At 67.0% G+C, this 17,824-nt stretch carries 20 protein-coding genes, 1 tRNA gene and 1 riboswitch; of the genes, 9 read left to right on the top strand and 12 right to left on the bottom strand.

Annotation, left to right across the window (positions count from 1 at the left end):
• Positions 1 to 722, bottom strand: a 722-nt coding sequence (locus G3N92_RS10695; protein WP_241014716.1) for an FAD-dependent oxidoreductase, incomplete at its 3' end; no start/stop codon positions are given.
• A 105-nt stretch (positions 723 to 827) separates the two neighbouring features.
• A complete protein-coding gene (locus G3N92_RS10700) occupies positions 828 to 1,973 on the bottom strand; it encodes a GlxA family transcriptional regulator (RefSeq protein WP_206127440.1) in 1,146 nt (381 codons plus the stop codon).
• A 312-nt stretch (positions 1,974 to 2,285) separates the two neighbouring features.
• Between G3N92_RS10700 and G3N92_RS10705 the strand changes: the two genes are divergently transcribed.
• Entirely contained in the window at positions 2,286 to 3,461 is a 1,176-nt protein-coding gene (locus G3N92_RS10705; RefSeq protein ID WP_206127441.1) for a branched-chain amino acid ABC transporter substrate-binding protein, read from the top strand.
• Between the two features lie 66 nt (positions 3,462 to 3,527).
• Here the strand turns inward: G3N92_RS10705 and G3N92_RS10710 are convergent, their stop codons facing one another.
• The gene (locus G3N92_RS10710; protein ID WP_206127442.1) at positions 3,528 to 5,138 is read right to left on the bottom strand and encodes an NAD(P)/FAD-dependent oxidoreductase; all 1,611 of its coding nucleotides are present in this window, start codon (positions 5,136 to 5,138) and stop codon (positions 3,528 to 3,530) included.
• 592 nt (positions 5,139 to 5,730) lie between these two features.
• On the opposite strand from G3N92_RS10710, the gene G3N92_RS10715 reads away from it, so the two are divergent.
• Positions 5,731 to 6,042: a hypothetical protein gene (locus tag G3N92_RS10715; RefSeq protein ID WP_206127443.1), complete on the top strand. Its 312-nt coding sequence runs from the start codon at positions 5,731 to 5,733 to the stop codon at positions 6,040 to 6,042.
• A gap of 81 nt (positions 6,043 to 6,123) precedes the next feature.
• Here G3N92_RS10715 and G3N92_RS10720 read toward each other — a convergent pair.
• From G3N92_RS10720 to G3N92_RS10760, 9 genes are all read right to left on the bottom strand, one after another.
• A tRNA-Lys gene (locus G3N92_RS10720) sits at positions 6,124 to 6,199 on the bottom strand.
• Positions 6,200 to 6,275: 76 nt separating this feature from the next.
• A complete protein-coding gene (ybgF, locus tag G3N92_RS10725; protein WP_206127444.1) occupies positions 6,276 to 7,025 on the bottom strand; it encodes a tol-pal system protein YbgF in 750 nt (249 codons plus the stop codon).
• A gap of 20 nt (positions 7,026 to 7,045) precedes the next feature.
• Positions 7,046 to 7,561 (bottom strand): peptidoglycan-associated lipoprotein Pal, encoded by a 516-nt coding sequence (gene pal, locus G3N92_RS10730; RefSeq protein ID WP_206127445.1) that lies wholly within the window; start codon positions 7,559 to 7,561, stop codon positions 7,046 to 7,048.
• Between the two features lie 17 nt (positions 7,562 to 7,578).
• Positions 7,579 to 8,877: a Tol-Pal system beta propeller repeat protein TolB gene (tolB, locus tag G3N92_RS10735; protein WP_206127446.1), complete on the bottom strand. Its 1,299-nt coding sequence runs from the start codon at positions 8,875 to 8,877 to the stop codon at positions 7,579 to 7,581.
• A gap of 88 nt (positions 8,878 to 8,965) precedes the next feature.
• Entirely contained in the window at positions 8,966 to 10,036 is a 1,071-nt protein-coding gene (tolA, locus tag G3N92_RS10740; protein ID WP_206127447.1) for a cell envelope integrity protein TolA, read from the bottom strand.
• Positions 10,033 to 10,482, bottom strand: coding sequence for a protein TolR (gene tolR, locus G3N92_RS10745; RefSeq protein WP_206127448.1), 450 nt, complete (start codon positions 10,480 to 10,482; stop codon positions 10,033 to 10,035). The genes tolA and tolR overlap by 4 nt, the downstream gene beginning before the upstream one ends.
• A gap of 10 nt (positions 10,483 to 10,492) precedes the next feature.
• On the bottom strand, positions 10,493 to 11,170 hold the full coding sequence (gene tolQ, locus G3N92_RS10750; RefSeq protein WP_206127449.1) for a protein TolQ: 678 nt from the start codon (positions 11,168 to 11,170) through the stop codon (positions 10,493 to 10,495).
• A 189-nt stretch (positions 11,171 to 11,359) separates the two neighbouring features.
• Positions 11,360 to 11,821, bottom strand: a complete 462-nt coding sequence (gene ybgC, locus G3N92_RS10755) for a tol-pal system-associated acyl-CoA thioesterase (RefSeq protein ID WP_206127450.1) — start codon at positions 11,819 to 11,821, stop codon at positions 11,360 to 11,362.
• Positions 11,822 to 11,940: 119 nt separating this feature from the next.
• A complete protein-coding gene (locus G3N92_RS10760; protein ID WP_206127451.1) occupies positions 11,941 to 12,687 on the bottom strand; it encodes an SDR family oxidoreductase in 747 nt (248 codons plus the stop codon).
• Between the two features lie 235 nt (positions 12,688 to 12,922).
• Positions 12,923 to 13,022, top strand: a riboswitch (ZMP/ZTP riboswitch).
• Between the two features lie 141 nt (positions 13,023 to 13,163).
• Between G3N92_RS10760 and glyA the strand changes: the two genes are divergently transcribed.
• From glyA to G3N92_RS10795, 7 genes are all read left to right on the top strand, one after another.
• Complete coding sequence (glyA, locus tag G3N92_RS10765; protein WP_206127452.1) at positions 13,164 to 14,411, top strand: serine hydroxymethyltransferase; 1,248 nt, start codon at positions 13,164 to 13,166, stop codon at positions 14,409 to 14,411.
• A gap of 6 nt (positions 14,412 to 14,417) precedes the next feature.
• Positions 14,418 to 14,903 (top strand): transcriptional regulator NrdR, encoded by a 486-nt coding sequence (gene nrdR / locus G3N92_RS10770; RefSeq protein ID WP_206127453.1) that lies wholly within the window; start codon positions 14,418 to 14,420, stop codon positions 14,901 to 14,903.
• A gap of 160 nt (positions 14,904 to 15,063) precedes the next feature.
• Positions 15,064 to 15,612: a GspH/FimT family pseudopilin gene (locus tag G3N92_RS10775; RefSeq protein WP_241014717.1), complete on the top strand. Its 549-nt coding sequence runs from the start codon at positions 15,064 to 15,066 to the stop codon at positions 15,610 to 15,612.
• Positions 15,609 to 15,983: a hypothetical protein gene (locus tag G3N92_RS10780; RefSeq protein WP_206127454.1), complete on the top strand. Its 375-nt coding sequence runs from the start codon at positions 15,609 to 15,611 to the stop codon at positions 15,981 to 15,983. Before G3N92_RS10775 ends, G3N92_RS10780 begins: the two co-directional genes overlap by 4 nt.
• A complete protein-coding gene (locus G3N92_RS10785; RefSeq protein WP_206127455.1) occupies positions 15,980 to 16,780 on the top strand; it encodes a PilW family protein in 801 nt (266 codons plus the stop codon). The genes G3N92_RS10780 and G3N92_RS10785 overlap by 4 nt, the downstream gene beginning before the upstream one ends.
• Positions 16,777 to 17,346, top strand: coding sequence for a hypothetical protein (locus tag G3N92_RS10790; protein WP_241014718.1), 570 nt, complete (start codon positions 16,777 to 16,779; stop codon positions 17,344 to 17,346). The genes G3N92_RS10785 and G3N92_RS10790 overlap by 4 nt, the downstream gene beginning before the upstream one ends.
• Positions 17,343 to 17,798, top strand: a complete 456-nt coding sequence (locus tag G3N92_RS10795; protein ID WP_339385884.1) for a type IV pilin protein — start codon at positions 17,343 to 17,345, stop codon at positions 17,796 to 17,798. Before G3N92_RS10790 ends, G3N92_RS10795 begins: the two co-directional genes overlap by 4 nt.
• Positions 17,799 to 17,824: the final 26 nt, after the last annotated feature.

Below are 17,824 nucleotides of genomic sequence, written 5' to 3' on the forward strand. Positions count from 1 at the left end.
TCGCGCAAAGCCGCGACGCGCCCGTCGCGGCCGGCGCGCAGGCCGTCGAGTGGCGTGCCGGTTTCGATCGCGGCGCCGCGCTCGCGCAGCAGCGCCGCGAGCCCGAGGCAGAAGCGCCGGCAATCGGCGGTGTCCTCGCTCGGCGTGTGGATGCCGCCCGCGAACGTGTCGCGAACGCGCGCGAGCGACGGTTCGAGCGCGATGCATGCGTCGATGTCGAGCGCATCCTGCTCGCAACCGAGCGCCCGCTGCAGTTCGAGCTGCCCGACCGCCTGCCGCATCGCGGCCGGATCGCGATGCAGCACGAGCTTGCCCGAGCGCACGAAATCGAAATCGAGCGACGGCTCGGCCGCGATCAGCTCGTGCATCAGCGTGCGGCTCAGGAACGACAGCGACAGCAGGTGCTGCGTCGTCAGCGCGCTGCGCGAGCGCGTGCAGGCCGCCAGGAACGAGAAGCACCAGCGCCATTGGTCGGGGTTCAGCGATGGTTGGAAGCGCACCGGCGCGTCGCGGCGCGCGAGCCAGCCGGGCAGCTTCGCGATCACGCCGGGGCCGGCCAGCGGCGCGACGTAGCTGTAGGACAGTTGACCGCCGTTGGCGGCGCTCGTCTCGCTGGCGACCTCGTCGCGACGGTCGATCACGGTGACCGTATGTCCGGCCCGCTGCAGGTAGTACGCGCTCGACAGGCCGACGACGCCCGCGCCGACGATCAGGATATGCATGCCGTTCTCCAGGCTTCCAGGTTGAATCGCAACCGATTCGGAACACTGTAGGGCGCGCGGCGCGGCGCGCATTGCATGACGCTGCCCGAAAATAGAAGAATTGCGTCAGGCCGGCGCGGGCGGATCTGCGTGATCGGCCTCGGTGCGTTCGCCGCCCGCGCCGGCCTTGCGCGCGCCGCGCAGCTTGCCCGGCGTCACGCCGTAGGCCTCGCGGAACACGCGGATGAAATGCGCCGAATCGGAGAAGCCGCATTCGTAGGCGATGTCGGTGATGCGCCGCGTCGTGTTGACCAGCATCCAGCGCGCGTAGCGCAGCCGCATGCGACGGTAGAACTCGTTCGGCGAGCAGCGCATCTCGGCCGCGAACGCGCGTTCGAGATGGCGCACGCTGCTGCCCGTCATACGCGCGATCACGGCGATCGTCAGCGGCGCTTCGAGGTTTTCCTCCATCAGCAGCACCGCGTGGCGCACCGTCGCGTCGTCCACCGACAGATAGCCGAGCGCCGCGCGCCGCTCGACGAACGACGCGCCGCTCCGCCGGCTGACCGTCATCTGGTGGATCACCTTCGAGGCGCGATCCGGCCCGCAATGCAGCGTGATCAGCCGCGCGGCCAGTTCGACGATCGAGATGCCGCCGGCGCACGTGACGCGGTCGCCGTCGATCAGGTAATCGGCGTGCGTGACGAGCCGCAGCGACGGGAACAGGCGGCGGTAGTCGTCCACATGGAAGCTGTGGATGCAGGCCACGCGGTCGTTCATGAGGCCCGCGCGCGCCAGCACGAAGCTGCCCGTGCAGAGGCCGATCAGCGGCGTGCCGGCCTCGGCCGCGCGCAGCAGGTAGTCGCGGTAGCGCGGGTCGGTTTGATCGAGGTGCGGCAGCAGCCCGCCGATCACCGCCACGTAGTCGAAGCGCGACGGATCGGGAAACGGCGTTTGCACCGGCACCGGAATGCCGCAGCTCGATTCGATCGTCTCGCCCTCGACGCCGACGATGGTCCAGAGGCAGCGCAACTGGCGGCTCTGGTCGCCGCGATCGGCCGCGTGACGCAGCGCGTCGCACAGCCCGGCCAGCGACAGCAGCGGGAATTTCGGCCACAGCACGATCGCCACGCTCAGTTCCGCGCCGGCCGAGCGGCTCGGCCGCGTGTCGCCGGTGGCGGCGCGCGCGTCGAGCGCATCGACGAGCGGCGCGCTCGACGGGCTTTCCGGAGAGGGTGGGGGTGGAGGCAAGGCGGCGTCGGCGTGGGGCATGCGCGAACTCGGCGGCGTGGCGTGGGGCTGGGCGTGGCGGCGAAGGCTGCCTGCGCCGATTGTATGCCGCGCGCGGGCCGGCGCCCCGCGCCTGACGCATTTGTTCTATTTCCGGGCAGAACGATTCAATGCCGCCGCTTTGTGGCTGCCTACAGTCGATCCCGTCGACGCAGCACCGCGCACCGCTTCCGGTGCACGGGATTTCCAGGTCAGACGAAAGCCGCCCGGCGCGCGAGGCCGGCCGCGTCTGCCCCGGCGGCGGGCTTCCAGTGCCTGCGCCGGTCCATAGTCATCACATCAGGCGGGTGAAGCATGAACAACAACAGCGTAACGGGACGCCGCGTGCGCGCGGCCGGCAAGCTTGCGGCAGCCGCGACCGCGGCGGGCGTGGCGTGCGCCTTCGCGGCGACGGCCGCTCACGCAGACGACGCCGTCAAGATCGGCGAGGCGGCGCCCGTGACCGGGCCGGCCTCGTATCTCGGCAAGGACACCGAGAACGGCGCGCGGCTCGCGATCGAGGAGATCAACCGGGCCGGGCTCGTGATCGGCGGGCGCAAGGTGACGCTCGCGTTCGATGCCCAGGACGACGCCGGCGATCCGCGCCAGGCCACCCAGGTGGCGCAGAAGCTGGTCGACGACAAGGTGGTGGCCGTGGTGGGCCACATGCAGTCCGGCTCGACGATCCCGGCCTCGAAGATCTATCACGACGCTGGCATCGTGCAGGTGTCGCCGTCGGCCACCAATCCCGCCTACACGCAGCAGGGCTTCAAGACCGCCTACCGGGTGGTGGCGACCGACGCCCAGCAGGGCCCGACGCTGGCCGACTACGCGGCGCGCACGCTGCACGTGAAATCGGTGGCGATCGTCGACGATTCCACCGCCTACGGGCAGGGGCTGGCCGTCGAGTTCGAGAAGCGCGCGAAGGCCGACGGCATCGCCGTGCTGTCGCACGATGCGAGCACCGACAAGGCCGTCGATTTCCGCGCGATCCTCACCAAGATCAAGGGCGAGAAGCCCGACGCGATCATGTACGGCGGCCTCGACGGCACCGGCGGCCCGTTCGTCAAGCAGGCGCGCGCGCTCGGCATGACGATCAAGGTGCTGGCCGGCGATGGCCTGTGCGCCGACGACCTCGCGAAGCTGGCCGGCGAGGCGGCCGACGACGTGGTTTGCTCGATCGCCGGCGCGCCGCTGCTGAAGATGGCCGGCGGCCCCGCGTTCGTCGAGCGCTACAAGACGCGCTTCGGCTATGCGCCGGTGCTGAACTCGCCGTTCGCCTACGACGCCGTGGGCATCGTCGTCGACGCCATGAAGCGCGCGCAATCGACCGAGCCGGCGAAGATCCTGGCCGCGATGCCGGCCACGCATTACCAGGGCGTGCTCGGGTTGACCGAGTTCGACGCGAACGGCGATCTGAAGCACGGCGTGATCTCGCTGTACCGCTACGTCGGCGGCAAGCAGACCTTGCTGGGCGTGGTGGAGAAGTAAACGCAAAAAGCCCGGTCGGGAGACCGGGCTTTCTCGGGTTCGACGCAGCGTGCCGGGGTGGCCCGCTTATTTCGTCATGTCGAGCGCCACCGCCTGCGCCACTTCGATGCCGTCGATCGCGGCCGAGTAGATGCCGCCCGCATAGCCCGCGCCTTCGCCGGCCGGGTACAGGCCCTCGACGTTCATGCTTTGATAGTTATCCTTGCGACGCACGCGGATCGGCGACGACGTGCGCGTTTCCACGCCCGTGAGCACCGCGTCGTGCATCGCGAAGCCCGAGATCTTCTTGTCGATCTGCGGCAGCGCCTCGCGGATCGCCTCGATCACGTAGTCGGGCAGGGCGGTGCTGAGGTCGGTCGGGTTCACGCCCGGTTTGTACGACGGCACCACCGAGCCGAGCGAGGTCGACGGCCGGCCGGCGATGAAATCGCCCACCAGTTGGCCCGGCGCGCGGTAATCGCCGCCGCCCAGTTCGAACGCGCGCTCTTCCCATTTGCGCTGGAACGCGATGCCGGCCATCGGGCCGCCCGGGTAATCCTCCGGCGTGATGCCCACCACGATGCCCGCGTTCGCGTTGCGCTCGGCGCGCGAATACTGGCTCATGCCGTTCGTGACCACGCGGCCCGGCTCGGACGTGGCCGCCACCACCGTGCCGCCCGGGCACATGCAGAAGCTGTACACCGCGCGGCCGTTGTTGGCGTGGTGCACCACCTTGTAGTCGGCCGCGCCGAGCAGCTTGTTGCCGGCGAACTTGCCGAAGCGGCTGCGGTCGATCAGCCCTTGCGGATGCTCGATGCGGAAGCCGAGCGAGAACGGCTTCGCCTCGATGTATACGCCGCGGTCGTTCAGCATCTGGAACGTGTCGCGCGCGCTGTGGCCCACGGCCAGCACCACGTGGTCGCAGCGCAGCGTTTCGCCGTTCGACAGCTTGAGCGCGCGCACCTTGCCCTGATCGATCTCGATGTCGTCCACGCGCGTCTCGAAGCGCACTTCGCCGCCGAGCTCGTGGATCGTCGCGCGCATCTTCTCCACCATGCTGACGAGGCGGAACGTGCCGATGTGCGGGCGGCTCAGGTAGAGGATGTCCTCCGGCGCGCCTGCCTTGACGAACTCCTCGAGCACCTTGCGGCCGTAGTGGTTCGGATCCTTGATCTGGCTGTACAGCTTGCCGTCGGAGAACGTGCCGGCGCCGCCTTCGCCGAACTGCACGTTCGATTCCGGATTGAGCACGCTCTTGCGCCACAGTCCGAAGGTGTCCTTGGTGCGTTCGCGCACGGCCTTGCCGCGCTCGAGGATGATCGGACGGAAGCCCATCTGCGCCAGGATCAGCCCGGCGAACAGGCCGCACGGCCCCATGCCGATCACGACCGGGCGCAGCGCCGTGCCGTGCTCGGGCGCCTTCGCGACGAAGCGGTAGGCCATGTCGGGCGTCGGGCCGCAGTGCGGCTTGCCGGCAATCTGCCTGAGCGCCGCGGCTTCGTTCTCGACCTCGAGGTCGACGATGTACGTGAGCTTGATGTCCGAGCGCTTGCGGGCGTCGTGCGCGCGGCGAAACACGTTGAAGCGCAGCAGCGCCTCGGCGCCCACGCCGAGCTCGTCCAGGCGCGCGCGGATCGCCGCTTCGAGATCGCTCTCGGCATGGTCGAGGGGGAGTTTGATTTCGCTTAGCCGTAACATGGGGACTCGAATACTGTGGCCACGGCGTCGTGGCGGTGTTGAGACAGGCGGGCGGGGGCCTCGCGAGCATGCCGGATCTCGGCCCGCTCGCTCGTCCTTGCCGGTACGCGGCAGGCGGATCGAGGCAGGTCGGGTGGAGTCGGGGCCTGGCGGGTGCGTCGATTCGAACGCCTCGCCGTGCGGGCCGCATGCATGGTTTCAGTCGGGCAGGATAGCATCCCGGTTCGATGCCGCGCCGGGTTTGCACCGGACGCGCCATCAAGCAAAAAGCCCGGCTTTCGACCGGGCTTGCTGTTCGATGCGGGCGTATGCCAACCGGGATTCGAACCTGGGGCCGACGGATCACACGCACGCACGGCCCGAAACATGTCCAATCCGGATCGGCGGGCATCCTACCGGTTATGGCGTTGAAACGCAAGGTATTCGGCGCCGGCGGGTTGCTGTCGGCATGGATGAATTGCCGTCCGCTTGTGGTATTTTCTTGGAAAAATTATTGCGGTTCAAAGCCTGAGAGACGGCCAATACACGGCGTGCGGAAACGGCGCCGGTATTGCCTGCCGATTCGGATTGTCGTTCATTCTGACTGGAAATCATGTCCAACGAAGCCAACCTGAATATTGCCGAGATTGCCTACGAATCCGGGGGCATCAAATTTCGCTACACGAGAATGCTGTCCCCCGACGGAACGCGCTGGATTCGGCACGGCTTGTTCGTCGCGTATCACGAGAACGGCACGATTGCGTCCGAGGGCGACTACGTGCAGGGCAAGGAAGAGGGCGTGTGGCGGGATTTTCACGAATCCGGGAAGCCCGCGGCCGAGGGCGCTTATCTTGGCGGCGAGAAACATGGCCGCTGGCGGTATTGGCGCGAGGACGGCAGTGAAGAGGCGGCTGAAACCTATTGAGCTTGGGTTTCTGCAAATCGGCTCGCCCGCGCCGCAAAGCAAAAAGCCCGGTCTTTCGACCGGGCTTTTTGTTTGATGCTTTGGTAGGCCGTACGGGATTCGAACCTGTGACCAACGGATTAAAAGTCCGCTGCTCTACCAGCTGAGCTAACGACCCAAAGAGGCGAGATTATAGCCGCCGATTTTCGAGCCTGTCAAGCACTTGGCCCTCAACGGCGCAATTCCGCCGCCTGTTACTTGATCGAATCGATCTTCGCCTGCGCCGCGGATGCCGCGCTCGAGCCCTGGAACTGCGACACCACCTGCTCGAAGGTTTTCTTCGCGGCCGCTTTCTGGCCTTGTTCGAGCTGGTTCGTGCCGATCGCCACGAGGGCGTCGCCGGCGCGAGGATGCTGCGGGAAGGCCTTCACGAGCGCCTGCCAGGTCGCCGTCGAGCCCTTGTAGTCGCGCAGCGCGTATTGCGCGTTGCCGAGCCAGTACTGCGCGACCGGTTGATACGGGCTTTGCGGATACTTCGAGATGAAGGCGCGGAACGAAGCGGCCGCGCCCTTGAAGTCGCCGCCGCGGAACTGCTGGGACGCCGCGTTGAACGCGTCCGTTTCCCCGGGCTGGACCGTCCCTTCGACGCCGTCCACCGTGGTCTGCTGCGGCTCGAACTTCTTGAGACGCGTGTCGAGATCGGTGTAGGCGTCGCGCTGTTGACGCTCGAGCGTCGTCAGGCGGTTGGTCAGATCCTCGTTCTGGCCGCGCAGCGTCGCAACCTGCTGGTTGAGCTGGTCGATACGGGCGGATTGATCGAGGATCGTGCGTTGCGCGGCCGACACCTGATTGGTCAGGTTGTCGGTGCGGCTACGCAGGTCGAGCACGGCGCGACGGGCTTCGTCGTCGTCGAACATGCCCGCGTGCGCGGGCGCCGCGCCAAGCGCGACACCCGCGACGCAGGCCGCGGCGGCTGCGCGCAGCCAGGGGAAGCGGTGCGTCATACGGCGGTTCGTCCTTTAACTTACTGTTGGTAGACGATGTCGGCGCGACGGTTTTGCGCCCACGAAGCTTCGTCGTGACCGGTCGCTTGCGGCTTTTCCTTGCCCAGGCTCACCGATTCCATTTGCGAATCCGGCACGCCCAGCAGCGACAGGCCGCGGCGGACAGCTTCGGCACGCTTCTGGCCCAGCGCGAGGTTGTACTCGCTGGTGCCGCGTTCGTCGGTGTTGCCCTGGATCAGGATGTGACGCGCCGGACGGCTCTTCAGGTACTGAGCGTGCTGAGCCAGCAGGCCTTGGTACTGATCCGACACCGAGTAGCTGTCGAAGTCGAAGTACACGCTGCGCTTGGCCAGCGGGCTGTTCGGATCGTTCAGCGGATCGACGTTCACTTGCGCGACGTCGTTCGGGTTCGGTTGCGTTTGCAGCGCGTTGCCTTGCTGGTTCGCCTTGTCGTCGAGCTTGACGCCCGACTTACAGGCGGCGAGCGCGGCGAACATCATGACGGCGAGTGCGAGGCGAGCTTTATTGGTCTTCATGGTGAATCTCCTGTTGGTCATTGCATGAACGGCCCCCACGACGGCTCGCGGAACGAGCCGCCCTGGACGGGCAGAATCTGCGGCGGCGAGCTGCCGTCGGAAGGCACGGCGGCCAGCACGCTGCGGCCATTGGCTTGGGTCGCGTACAGCACGTACTGACCGTTTGCCGCGAAACTCGGCGATTCGTCATGCGTCGTATTGGTGACCGCGTTGGCGGCGCCGGTTTGCAGATCCTGGACATACAGCTTGAAGCCGCCACCGGTACGCGAGATGTACGCGAGGAGCTTGCCGTCGGGGCTGACGCGCGGGCTGGTGTTGTAGTTGCCCGTGAACGTCACGCGTTGCGCGCTACCGGCGCTTTCGCCCTGGGCGGGCATCCGGTAGATTTGCGGCGCACCGCCGCGATCGCTGGTGAAGTAGATCCACCGGCCATCAGGAGAATAAAAGGGTTCGGTATCGATCGAGCTGCTTTGGGTGAGCCGGCGCAGGCCCGTGCCCGTCGCGCTGACCGAGTAGATTTGCGTGTTGCCCGACAACGACAGCGCGACCGCCAGCGTCTGGCCGTCCGGCGCCCAGGCCGGCGCGCTGTTGTTGCCCTTCTGGTTCGAAATCACGTAGCGGCGGCCGGTCGGCAGGTCGTGGATATACACCACCGGCTTGCGCAGCTCGAACGACACGTAAGCAACCTTCGTTCCGCTCGGCGACCACGCCGGCGAGATGATCGGCTCGGAACTGGTCAGCGCCGGCACCGCGTTTTCGCCGTCGGAATCGGAGATCAGCAGGCGGTACTTGCCGCCCGAGCGCGTCACGTACGACAGCCGCGTGTTGAACACGCCGCGCACGCCGAGCAGCTTCTGATAGATGAAGTCGGCGATCTTGTGGCCCGTCTTGCGCATGCTTTCGGCATCGCCCGACGCCGTCAGCGACAGGCCGCCGAGGCTTTGCTGCTTGTTCGTGTCGAACAGCATGAAGTTGACCTTCACCTGGCCGCCTTCGCGATCCACGGTGCCGGCGACGAACGCGTTCGCGCCCTTGCCTTTCCACGCCGCGTAGTCCACCGGCGCCGTTTCCGGCACCGGCGTGCTGCCCGCGTCGATGTTCGAGAACTTGCCGGTGCGGGCCAGATCCGAGCGCACCACGGACGTCACCGATTGCGGCAGGCCCGCCTCGTTGACGAAGTTCGCGGTGGCGATCGGAATCTGGGTCGATCCGACGCCCGTGATGAGAACGTTGACCTGCGCGTTCGCGGTGCTGCCCGCCGCGATCAGACACGAGGCCACGAGTGCCCTGAAACCCAGCTTCGTCATCAAACTCATGCTTACCGATTCCCGTATGTAGCTGCGCATGCGCAGAGACTCGACAATAGTCGATTCGTTCCGAGCCGCTTGCGCGCGAGTGTAATGCCTAATTCGCGTCGCCGGCTGCCCGGAAGGTAATTGCAATGTTGCCCGGGGTGCTTCCGTTAGTATCGGGCGGCAGCGGCGAGGCGTTACGCACCGCGCTCACGACCGTATCATCCCAGGCCGAATTGCCGCTCGACCGCGTTACCGTCACGCCGAGCACATCGCCCGACGGCGAGCAGCGAACCTGCACGCGCGTTTCCAGACCTTCGCGAGGGCCGCCCCAGGTGATGAACGGCTTGACCCGGCGCTTGACCTTGTCCGCATAACCCGGCGACGCGGCGTTGCCGCCCGAGCCGGAGCCCGTGCCGCTCTTCGCCAGCCCGTCGGCGCCGCCCGAACCGCCTGCCGCGCCTTGCAATTGCGCCAGTCGCGCTTGACGCTCCTTGTCGAGCTTGGCCTTCGACGCGGCGTCGGCCTTGGCTTTCGCGGCGGCCTCTGCCTTCGCCTTGGCGGCTGCCTCCGACTTGGCCGCGGCGGCCTTCTCGGCTTCGGCTTTCTTTTCCGCCTCGGCCTTCTTGTCGGCCTCGGCCTGCGCCTGCTTGCGCTGCTGGTCGAGCTTCTGCTGTTGTTCGAGTTTCTTCTGCTGGTCGGCGAGCTGCTGCTGCTTGAGCTTCTCGGCCTGCTTGAGCTTTTCCGCCTTGTCGGCCGCCTGCTGCTGGGCCAGCTGCTGCGCGGCCAGTTGGGCGGCGCGCTTGGCCTGGGCTTCCTGCTCGGCTTTCAGCGCCTGCTGGCGCTGCTCGGCGAGCTGGGCCTCGCGGGCGGCGGCTTCCTGTTGCTGGCGGCGTTTTTGCTGGAGTGCGATATCGGCGTCGTCGTCCTTGGCGGGCGGCGGCGCGGGCGCGACCTTGACGGGCGGCGCCGGCTGAACCGGTTGCGGCGCTGGCGAATCGGGCACCTCGGTCCACAGTTCGGCTTCGGCGCCGGCCGGCGTGCTGTTCTGCCACTGCATGCCGTGATAGAGCAGGGCGATCAGCAGCACGTGCATCAACGCGGCCAGCAGGAACGCGCGCCCCGTGCCGCGCTCTTGCGGCGGGCCCAACGGCGAGGCAGTGCGTTGTTTTTGCTGACTCATTTCGATTTGACGAGGAGGCCCACGCGCTTCACGCCGCGTGCTTTCAGGTCGGACATGACGGTCATGACCTTGTCGTACTGCACCGTCTTGTCGGCTGCGATCACAACCGGCTGGTCGGGATGATCGGCTTGGCGCGACGCGATGAAATCGTCGAGCTCGGCCTTCGTCATCGAATCTTCCTGCGAGGCGCCTGCTTCGCTCTTGTAGCGGACGGTCATCTTGCCGTCGGCCTGGATGTTGACCACCACGGGCGGCGTCTGGTCCTGCGGGGCGGCGTTGCCGACCGTCGGCAGATTGACGATCGACGGCGAAACGAGCGGTGCCGTGACCATGAAGATCACGAGCAGCACGAGCATCACGTCGATGTACGGAACGACGTTGATGTCGGCCATCGAGCGGCGCGAACGGCCGCCGCGCATGCTGGAACGAATGGGAGTGCCGGCCATCGCGTGCTCCTTATTGCGCCTGGCGCTGCAGGATGTTCGAGAATTCTTCGACGAACGTTTCGAAGCGGCTGGCCAGGCGGTCGATGTCGTGCGCGTAACGGTTGTACGCCACCACGGCCGGGATCGCGGCGAACAGGCCGATCGCGGTGGCGACGAGCGCCTCGGCGATGCCCGGTGCGACGTTGGCGAGCGTGGCCTGCTGCACGTTGGCGAGGCCGCGGAACGAATTCATGATCCCCCAGACCGTGCCGAACAGACCGATGTACGGGCTGACCGAGCCGACCGAGGCAAGAAACGCGAGGTTGTTTTCGAGCATGTCGAGCTCGCGCTGGAACGAGGCGCGCATCGCGCGGCGGGCACCGTCGAGAATCAGCGACGGATCGGTCATGCGCTTTTCCTTGGCTTTCAGGAATTCGCGCATGCCCGATTCGAAGATGCGTTCGAGCGAGCCGATCGTATGGCGATTGTTGGCTGCACTCTGATAGAGCGCCTGCAGATCGCCGCCCGACCAGAATTCGCGTTCGAAGCGCTCGGTCTGCGCGCGGGCGCGGCGGATCGCGAACCACTTGCGGAAGATGATCGTCCAGGAGAACAGCGACAGCAGCAACAGCAGCCCCATCACGGCCTGGGCAAGCACGCTCGCATTGAGGACGAGAGAAACGATCGACAGGTCTTGTGCAGAGTTCATAGGTGTGTGGTTGTCATGCCTTCTTGGCCGTCGCGCCGCGTTGTCGCACGGCTGGCGCATTACGGGTCCGGCTTCCGGACGGTTATGGCAGGCCGTCTGCCGACGCCCTGTGTTGCTGCGTTTCCGTTCGTTGCCCTTATTGATCCCGAATCAGGGTCGCAAGTTGCATCGGCTCTAGCTAAACGGTGTTCATGCGTCGGCCGTTGACAGCGCCGAGGCCGGCCCGCGTTCGAGTGCACCGCGAACGGCGGGCGGAATGCCGACCGGCCGCATCGAGGTGCGATCGACCCAGCCGATCCCGGTGCGCCCCGATACCAGCAGCGCGTCGCCGCGCCAGGCTTCCTGAACGAAGATCAGCGAGGCCCGCCCGAAGCGCTCGATCCGGCTGACGATGGTCAGCAGGTCGTCGAGCCGGGCCGGCGCGCGATAATCGACCGCCGTGTCGCGCACCACGAACATCGCGCCGGTTTCCGCGGCCAGACGATGCTGATCGAGACCGCAGGCCCGCAGCCATTCGGTGCGGGCGCGCTCGAAATACTTCAGATAATTGGCGTAGAAGACGATCCCGCCGGCGTCGGTATCTTCGTAATACACACGCACCGGCCAGTGGAACGCAAACGCGGTTTCGGGCGTACGATCGGCTTCAGTCATGGCAGCGCATTCTACCGGAACGTTTCGCTGCTTTCGGCCGGGTTTAGTAACCGAATGTTGCGCACGCAGCAGCCTGCCCGGCCCCGCCGAGGCGGCATCGGAGCAGGCCGGCGGCGAATTTAGCCGCGATGCACCGTAAGGCCGGCCGGTGCCTGCGCGACCGGCATCATTTCGACCGTATTGATGTTGACGTGGGCGGGCCGCGTCGCGATCCAGTAGATCGTGTCGGCGATGTCTTCCGCCGTGAGCGGCTGGACGTTCGCATAGACGTTGGCTGCCTTCTCGTCGTCGCCGCGATAGCGCACGTTCGAGAATTCGGTGCCGCCGCACAGGCCCGGCTCGATGTCGGTCACGCGCAACGGCGTGCCGAGCAGGTCGGTGCGCAGATTCAGGCTGAATTGTCGGACGAATGCCTTGGTCGCGCCGTACACGTTGCCGCCTGCGTACGGATAGATGCCGGCCACCGAGCCGAGATTGAAAACGTGGCCGCGGCCGCGCGCGATCATGCCGGGCAGCATGGCGTGCGTGACGGTGACGAGGCCCGAGCAGTTGGTGTCGATCATCGTCTGCCATTCGTCGAGGCTGGCGCGCTGCGCCGGCTCGGTGCCGAGCGCGAGGCCGGCGTTGTTGACGAGCACGTCGACATCGGCGAACTCCGCGGGCAGGCCCTTCAGCGTCGCCTCGACGGCGGCGCGGTCGCGCACGTCGAGCTCGACGGGCAGCAGGGCGGCGCCCAGTTCGGCGGCGAGTGCGTCGAGACGGTCCTTGCGGCGCGCGCTGGCGACGACGCGGTGGCCGCCCTTGACGAACGCACGGGCGATGGCGGCGCCGAATCCTGCGGATGCGCCGGTGACGAACACGATCATTGCTGCTCCTGGTCGGTAGAGTGAAACGATAGGGGGGATCGTTAGCCTACTGAGAATGCCGCGTTGCGGCAAGGCGACACCCACGGGCGGCGGGGCCGGCTGAGCCTGCGGCAGGCGCTCGGGAAGCCTTGACAGGCACGGAAATCGGGTGGATTTCGTTCGTGCCCCCATTGCCTTGGCGGGGTGGCCGGCCGGTTGCCTATTCATCGGGCATCCAATAAACTACGGCGCTCATCAGCCCCTGCGTGACTGGCGATAGAACCCTCGGGTTCAAGGTGGAGCATCCCACCGTGAAGCGCAGGGCTTCGTTTTTGCCGTTCGCCTGGGCAGCCGTTGTGCGCCGTTGCGTACATTGCCGGTGGCTGTCCGCCTTGCGTCAACCGGATTTTTCCGTCGCGCCGGGCTGGCCATGCCGCCAGCATCGCGCAATGTACTCGGCCGCCCCGGTCAACCTGTACACACTTGACGGAAACCGTATGTTTGACAGAGCCCAAAGCACCATCGCGAACGTCGATCCCGACCTCTGGCAGGCGATCCAGCAGGAAAACCAGCGCCAGGAAGATCACATCGAGCTGATCGCCTCCGAGAACTACACGAGCCCGGCCGTGATGGCCGCTCAAGGTTCGCAACTGACCAACAAGTACGCGGAAGGCTACCCGGGCAAGCGCTATTACGGCGGCTGCGAGTACGTCGACGTGGTCGAGCAGTTGGCGATCGATCGCGTGAAGGCGCTGTTCGGCGCGGAAGCGGCGAACGTGCAGCCGAACTCGGGTTCGCAGGCGAACCAGGGCGTGTTCTTCGCGGTGCTGAAGCCGGGCGACACGATCATGGGCCTGAGCCTCGCCGAGGGCGGCCACCTGACGCACGGCATGGCGCTGAACATGTCGGGCAAGTGGTTCAACGTGGTGAGCTACGGCCTCGACGCGAACGAAGACATCGATTACGAAGCGCTCGAGAAGCGCGCGCACGAAACCAAGCCGAAGCTGATCATCGCGGGCGCATCGGCGTTCTCGCTGAAGATCGACTTCGAGCGCATCTCGCGCGTGGCGAAGGACATCGGCGCGTACTTCATGGTCGACATGGCGCACTACGCCGGCCTGATCGCGGCTGGCCTGTACCCGAACCCGGTGCCGCACGCCGATTTCGTGACGACGACGACGCACAAGAGCCTGCGCGGCCCGCGCGGCGGCGTGATCCTGATGAAGGCCGAGTTCGAGAAGCAGATCAACTCGGCGATCTTCCCGGGCATCCAGGGCGGCCCGCTGATGCACGTGATCGCGGCGAAGGCGGTGGCGTTCAAGGAAGCCGGTTCGGCGGAATTCAAGACGTACCAGCAGCAAGTGGTGGACAACGCGCGCGTGCTGGCGGAAACGCTGGTCAAGCGCGGCCTGCGGATCGTGTCGGGCCGCACGGAAAGCCACGTGATGCTGGTGGATCTGCAAGCCAAAAAGATCACGGGCAAGGCTGCGGAAGCGGCGCTGGGCCTGGCGCACATCACGGTGAACAAGAACGCGATTCCGAACGACCCGGAAAAGCCGTTCGTGACCTCGGGCATCCGCCTGGGCTCGCCGGCGATGACGACGCGCGGCTTCGGCACGAAGGAAGCCGAGATCGTCGGCAACCTGATCGCCGACGTGCTCGACAACCCGGAAGACGCAGCCACGCTGGAACGCGTGCGCGGCCAGGTCAGCGAGCTGACCAAGCGCTTCCCGGTCTACAGCTGATCGCCCATGCGCTGCCCGTTCTGCCGGCATGAGGACACGCAGGTTGTCGATTCCCGCGTGTCCGAGGATGGCGCCGCGATCCGGCGCCGCCGCCGCTGCTCCGCCTGCGACAAGCGTTTCACGACGTACGAGCGGGTCGAGCTGGCGCTGCCGGCGGTCGTCAAGAAGGACGGCAGCCGCACGGAATTCGATCGCCGCAAGATCGTCGCGAGCATGCAACTGGCGCTGCGCAAGCGGCCGGTTGCGGCGGACGCGATCGACGCGGCGGTCGCCCGCATCGAGTATCAACTGCTCGCCACCGGCGAGCGGGAAGTGCGCAGCGAGAAGCTCGGCGAGCTCGTGATGAACGAGTTGCGCGAGCTCGACACCATCGCTTACGTGCGCTTCGCATCGGTCTACCGGCGTTTCGAGGATGTGTCCGAATTCGCCGACGTGATCGAGGAATTCCATCGCGCCGCACCGGCCAAGCCGGGCCCGGCCCGCAAGCGCTGAGTTCCTTTCCTTTCGCTTCATTCCCGCTCTCCTGATCCGATCTCGCCGCAACGATTGTTGCCGGCGATGACGGTTTGCGCCATTAGGCCGTTCGGCCGATGGTGCGCTCGCGCTCGCCCCGCTACAGTCCTCGCATCGTTCCGACGAAGCGAGGCAATACATGCGGATCACGAAATGGATGGCGGGCATCACGCTCGTCGAATCGATGGTGGCGATCGCCTTGCTCGCGATCGTCGCTACCTATGCGTCGCCGTCGTTCGTTGCCTGGCGGCAGCGCGATCGCGTGGAAGCCGCCGCGATGTCGATGCTGGCGGCGCTGGCCGCCGCACGCGTCGAAGCCGTATCGCGCGGCGTGCGCGTTGCGCTTTGCCGTGGCGACGGGAATCCCGTGTGCGGAACGGGCAACGCGACGTGCGATGCGGGAGGGGCGTGGTCGTGCGGATGGAGCGTGGTGCTGGCCGATGCACGTGCGCATGACGGGGCCGCGCTGCGACGAATGCCGGCCGTGTCGGGCGTTCGCATCGATGGCGCCGCCGGTGGCGTGGTGTTTACGCCGCCGGCAGGGCAGGTGATCGGCGGCTTTCGGCGTTTCGAATTCCTGCCGCTGGCGTGGCAAGGCGTGGTGGGCAGCGCGCAGGCGCGTTGCCTGAAGATTGCGGCTGGCGGCCGCGCGCGCGTCACGGCCGGGCGCTGTGGAGCCACGCAATGAAGTGCGCGCAACGCATGACCGGGAGTGCCTTGCTCGAAGTGGCGATCGCAATGCTGTTGCTTGCGGGCGCAACGATTGCCGTGCTCGGTGCGCAACTCGCGATGCAGCGGGCGGCGTCCGAAGCCGCCGCGCGCATGAGGGCATTGCGCTTGGCCGACTCCTGGGCGGAGCTTGCGCGTAGCGGCAGTGAATCGACGATCGACCTCGGGCGTGCGTCGGAAGGTTTGCATGAAATGCGAATCGACACCATGGCGCGCGCTGCATTCGCGCAAGTCGAAGTGCGATGGAAAAGCACGGTGCCGGCGTCGATCGATGCCGGTTGCGGCAAGGCTTGCGTCTCGCTCGCCTTCTCGAACGAGAGCGAGCGATGAAGCGGCCCCACATCGAGCAGGCGCATACGCTGATCGAGACATTGATCGCACTCGCGCTGGCGGCCTTCGTCATGGCCGCAGCCGTATCGCTTTACCGAGCGCAACGTAGCACGCACGGCGCGTCGCTCGACGGCATTCGGGCGCGCGATGCGGCGTCCACGGCGCTGGCATTGATCGCACAATCGGTGCGCATGGCCGGCTTCGTGCCGCTCGATGCGTCTGCCGGCACGGCGGTCGTGCCGGTGTTCGGATGTACGTCGGGGCGGCCGTCAGGGGATTCGGCGCGGCCCGGCTGCGCGGCTGCCACCGCCGATTCCGATGGCCTGCAAGCGCGCTATATCGGCGATGCGGTGTCGACCTGGCCGACCGCGAGCGGGCAGGCGACCGACTGCCTCGGGCAAGGCGTCGGCGCGCCAGCCGCGCGGCCGTTGATCGTCAATCGCTATTTCGTACGCAACCGCGGCGGCAGCAGCGAACCGGAACTCTATTGCGAGGGCAGTGGGCGGCCCGGCGTGGCGCAACCGCTTGTCGACGGCATCGAGAGATTGCGGATGCGTTACCGCATGCGGAACGACGTGGCATGGCGAGACGCCGCCGCGATTGCGGGTTCGGCGTGGGCGAGCGTGGTGGCTGTCGAGATTTGCGTCGAGGCGCGCGGTGCGGCTGCGTCAGGGGCCCGCCGCTATGTCGATTGCGATGGCCGGGTACGCGCGGTGCGAGATGGCCGGGGCCGCCGGATTGCGCGGCAATGGTTGTCGTTGCGAAACGGCATGGCCGCCGCAGGCGAGACGCGATGAGCCGGATCCGTTCTCTCCTTGCGCGCCGTCGCCGGGCCGAGCGCATGGCGGGCGCGGCCTTGCCGGGCGTGCTCGCGATCCTGTCCGCGATGCTCGTTGTCAGTGCGGGCGGTTTCGAGATGTCGATGTCGGATGCACGCGCGGTGGGCGCTTACGCTTCGCGCAGCATCGCGTTTCACGCCGCCGAGGCCGCGCTCGATGCTTGCGAACGAAGCCTTGCCAGGCGTGTCGCCTTCGCCGCGCAGCCGATGCTGGCGTCGAACCTGCGGGGCGTCGCCGGCGAGCCGGATGGGTGGCGGCAACCCGGCGCGCTCGACGGCCCGGCGGCGCTGCATCCGTTTCCGAATTGGCCCGGTGCTGCGATGCCGCCGGCATGTCTGATCGAACGCTGGCCGCTCGCGTCGCATCCGCGTTGGCAAGCCTATCTGTTGACGGCGGCAGGCACCGGTGCGAAGCGCGCCACGCGCGTCTGGCTGCAGGCGCAGGTCGCCTTCGAAGGCGATGCGATGGTGGCGAGGCGATGGCGGCATGTCGTTGCGGCGCCGTTCGATGAGGAGGCCTCGTGATCCGGCCGTGCACACGCTGGCCGCGCTCGAACGATACGCGGGCCTTCACGCTGATCGAGATGACGATCGTTCTGGCGGTTGTCGCCGTGATCGCGGCATTCGCGGTGCCGTCGTACCGGCGGCAGATCGAGCACGGTCATCGGCTCGCGGCCGTCACGGCGCTCTATCGCGCCGCGCACGATCTTGCCTCGCGCGGACGCGGCGAACCGGGCAGGCAGCCGGTCGAATTGGGCACGATTCCGGAGCAGGGCGCGCCGGTTTACCGGCTGACGGTTGAAGCAGTGGAATCGGGCGGCTATGTGCTGAGCGCAACGCCAACGCGGCAGGGGCCGATGGCAGCCGACCGCTGCGGCAGCTATCTGCTGCGCTCGGACGGTTCGCGAGCCAATCGGATGCCGGGCGATGAAACCGGCCCGGGAGAACCGCGGCCGGCGTGCTGGACGATGCGATGAAAGGGCGCCGGCGCGACACGCCGGCG

This window comes from Burkholderia sp. Ac-20379, assembly GCF_017104645.1.
GTDB lineage: Bacteria > Pseudomonadota > Gammaproteobacteria > Burkholderiales > Burkholderiaceae > Burkholderia.

What these genes read in the sequence shown, in the direction of transcription:
- G3N92_RS10710 (WP_206127442.1), bottom strand. Translation starts at nt 5,138, where the DNA reads ATGTTACGGCTAAGCGAAATCAAACTCCCCCTCGACCATGCCGAGAGC.
- tolA (WP_206127447.1), bottom strand. Translation starts at nt 10,036, where the DNA reads ATGAGTCAGCAAAAACAACGCACTGCCTCGCCGTTGGGCCCGCCGCAA.
- G3N92_RS10700 (WP_206127440.1), bottom strand. Translation starts at nt 1,973, where the DNA reads ATGCCCCACGCCGACGCCGCCTTGCCTCCACCCCCACCCTCTCCGGAA.
- G3N92_RS10715 (WP_206127443.1), top strand. Translation starts at nt 5,731, where the DNA reads ATGTCCAACGAAGCCAACCTGAATATTGCCGAGATTGCCTACGAATCC.
- tolR (WP_206127448.1), bottom strand. Translation starts at nt 10,482, where the DNA reads ATGGCCGGCACTCCCATTCGTTCCAGCATGCGCGGCGGCCGTTCGCGC.
- G3N92_RS10775 (WP_241014717.1), top strand. Translation starts at nt 15,064, where the DNA reads ATGCGGATCACGAAATGGATGGCGGGCATCACGCTCGTCGAATCGATG.
- ybgF (WP_206127444.1), bottom strand. Translation starts at nt 7,025, where the DNA reads ATGACGCACCGCTTCCCCTGGCTGCGCGCAGCCGCCGCGGCCTGCGTC.
- pal (WP_206127445.1), bottom strand. Translation starts at nt 7,561, where the DNA reads ATGAAGACCAATAAAGCTCGCCTCGCACTCGCCGTCATGATGTTCGCC.
- G3N92_RS10760 (WP_206127451.1), bottom strand. Translation starts at nt 12,687, where the DNA reads ATGATCGTGTTCGTCACCGGCGCATCCGCAGGATTCGGCGCCGCCATC.
- G3N92_RS10785 (WP_206127455.1), top strand. Translation starts at nt 15,980, where the DNA reads ATGAAGCGGCCCCACATCGAGCAGGCGCATACGCTGATCGAGACATTG.
- tolB (WP_206127446.1), bottom strand. Translation starts at nt 8,877, where the DNA reads ATGAGTTTGATGACGAAGCTGGGTTTCAGGGCACTCGTGGCCTCGTGT.
- glyA (WP_206127452.1), top strand. Translation starts at nt 13,164, where the DNA reads ATGTTTGACAGAGCCCAAAGCACCATCGCGAACGTCGATCCCGACCTC.
- ybgC (WP_206127450.1), bottom strand. Translation starts at nt 11,821, where the DNA reads ATGACTGAAGCCGATCGTACGCCCGAAACCGCGTTTGCGTTCCACTGG.
- nrdR (WP_206127453.1), top strand. Translation starts at nt 14,418, where the DNA reads ATGCGCTGCCCGTTCTGCCGGCATGAGGACACGCAGGTTGTCGATTCC.
- G3N92_RS10790 (WP_241014718.1), top strand. Translation starts at nt 16,777, where the DNA reads ATGAGCCGGATCCGTTCTCTCCTTGCGCGCCGTCGCCGGGCCGAGCGC.
- G3N92_RS10780 (WP_206127454.1), top strand. Translation starts at nt 15,609, where the DNA reads ATGAAGTGCGCGCAACGCATGACCGGGAGTGCCTTGCTCGAAGTGGCG.
- tolQ (WP_206127449.1), bottom strand. Translation starts at nt 11,170, where the DNA reads ATGAACTCTGCACAAGACCTGTCGATCGTTTCTCTCGTCCTCAATGCG.
- G3N92_RS10705 (WP_206127441.1), top strand. Translation starts at nt 2,286, where the DNA reads ATGAACAACAACAGCGTAACGGGACGCCGCGTGCGCGCGGCCGGCAAG.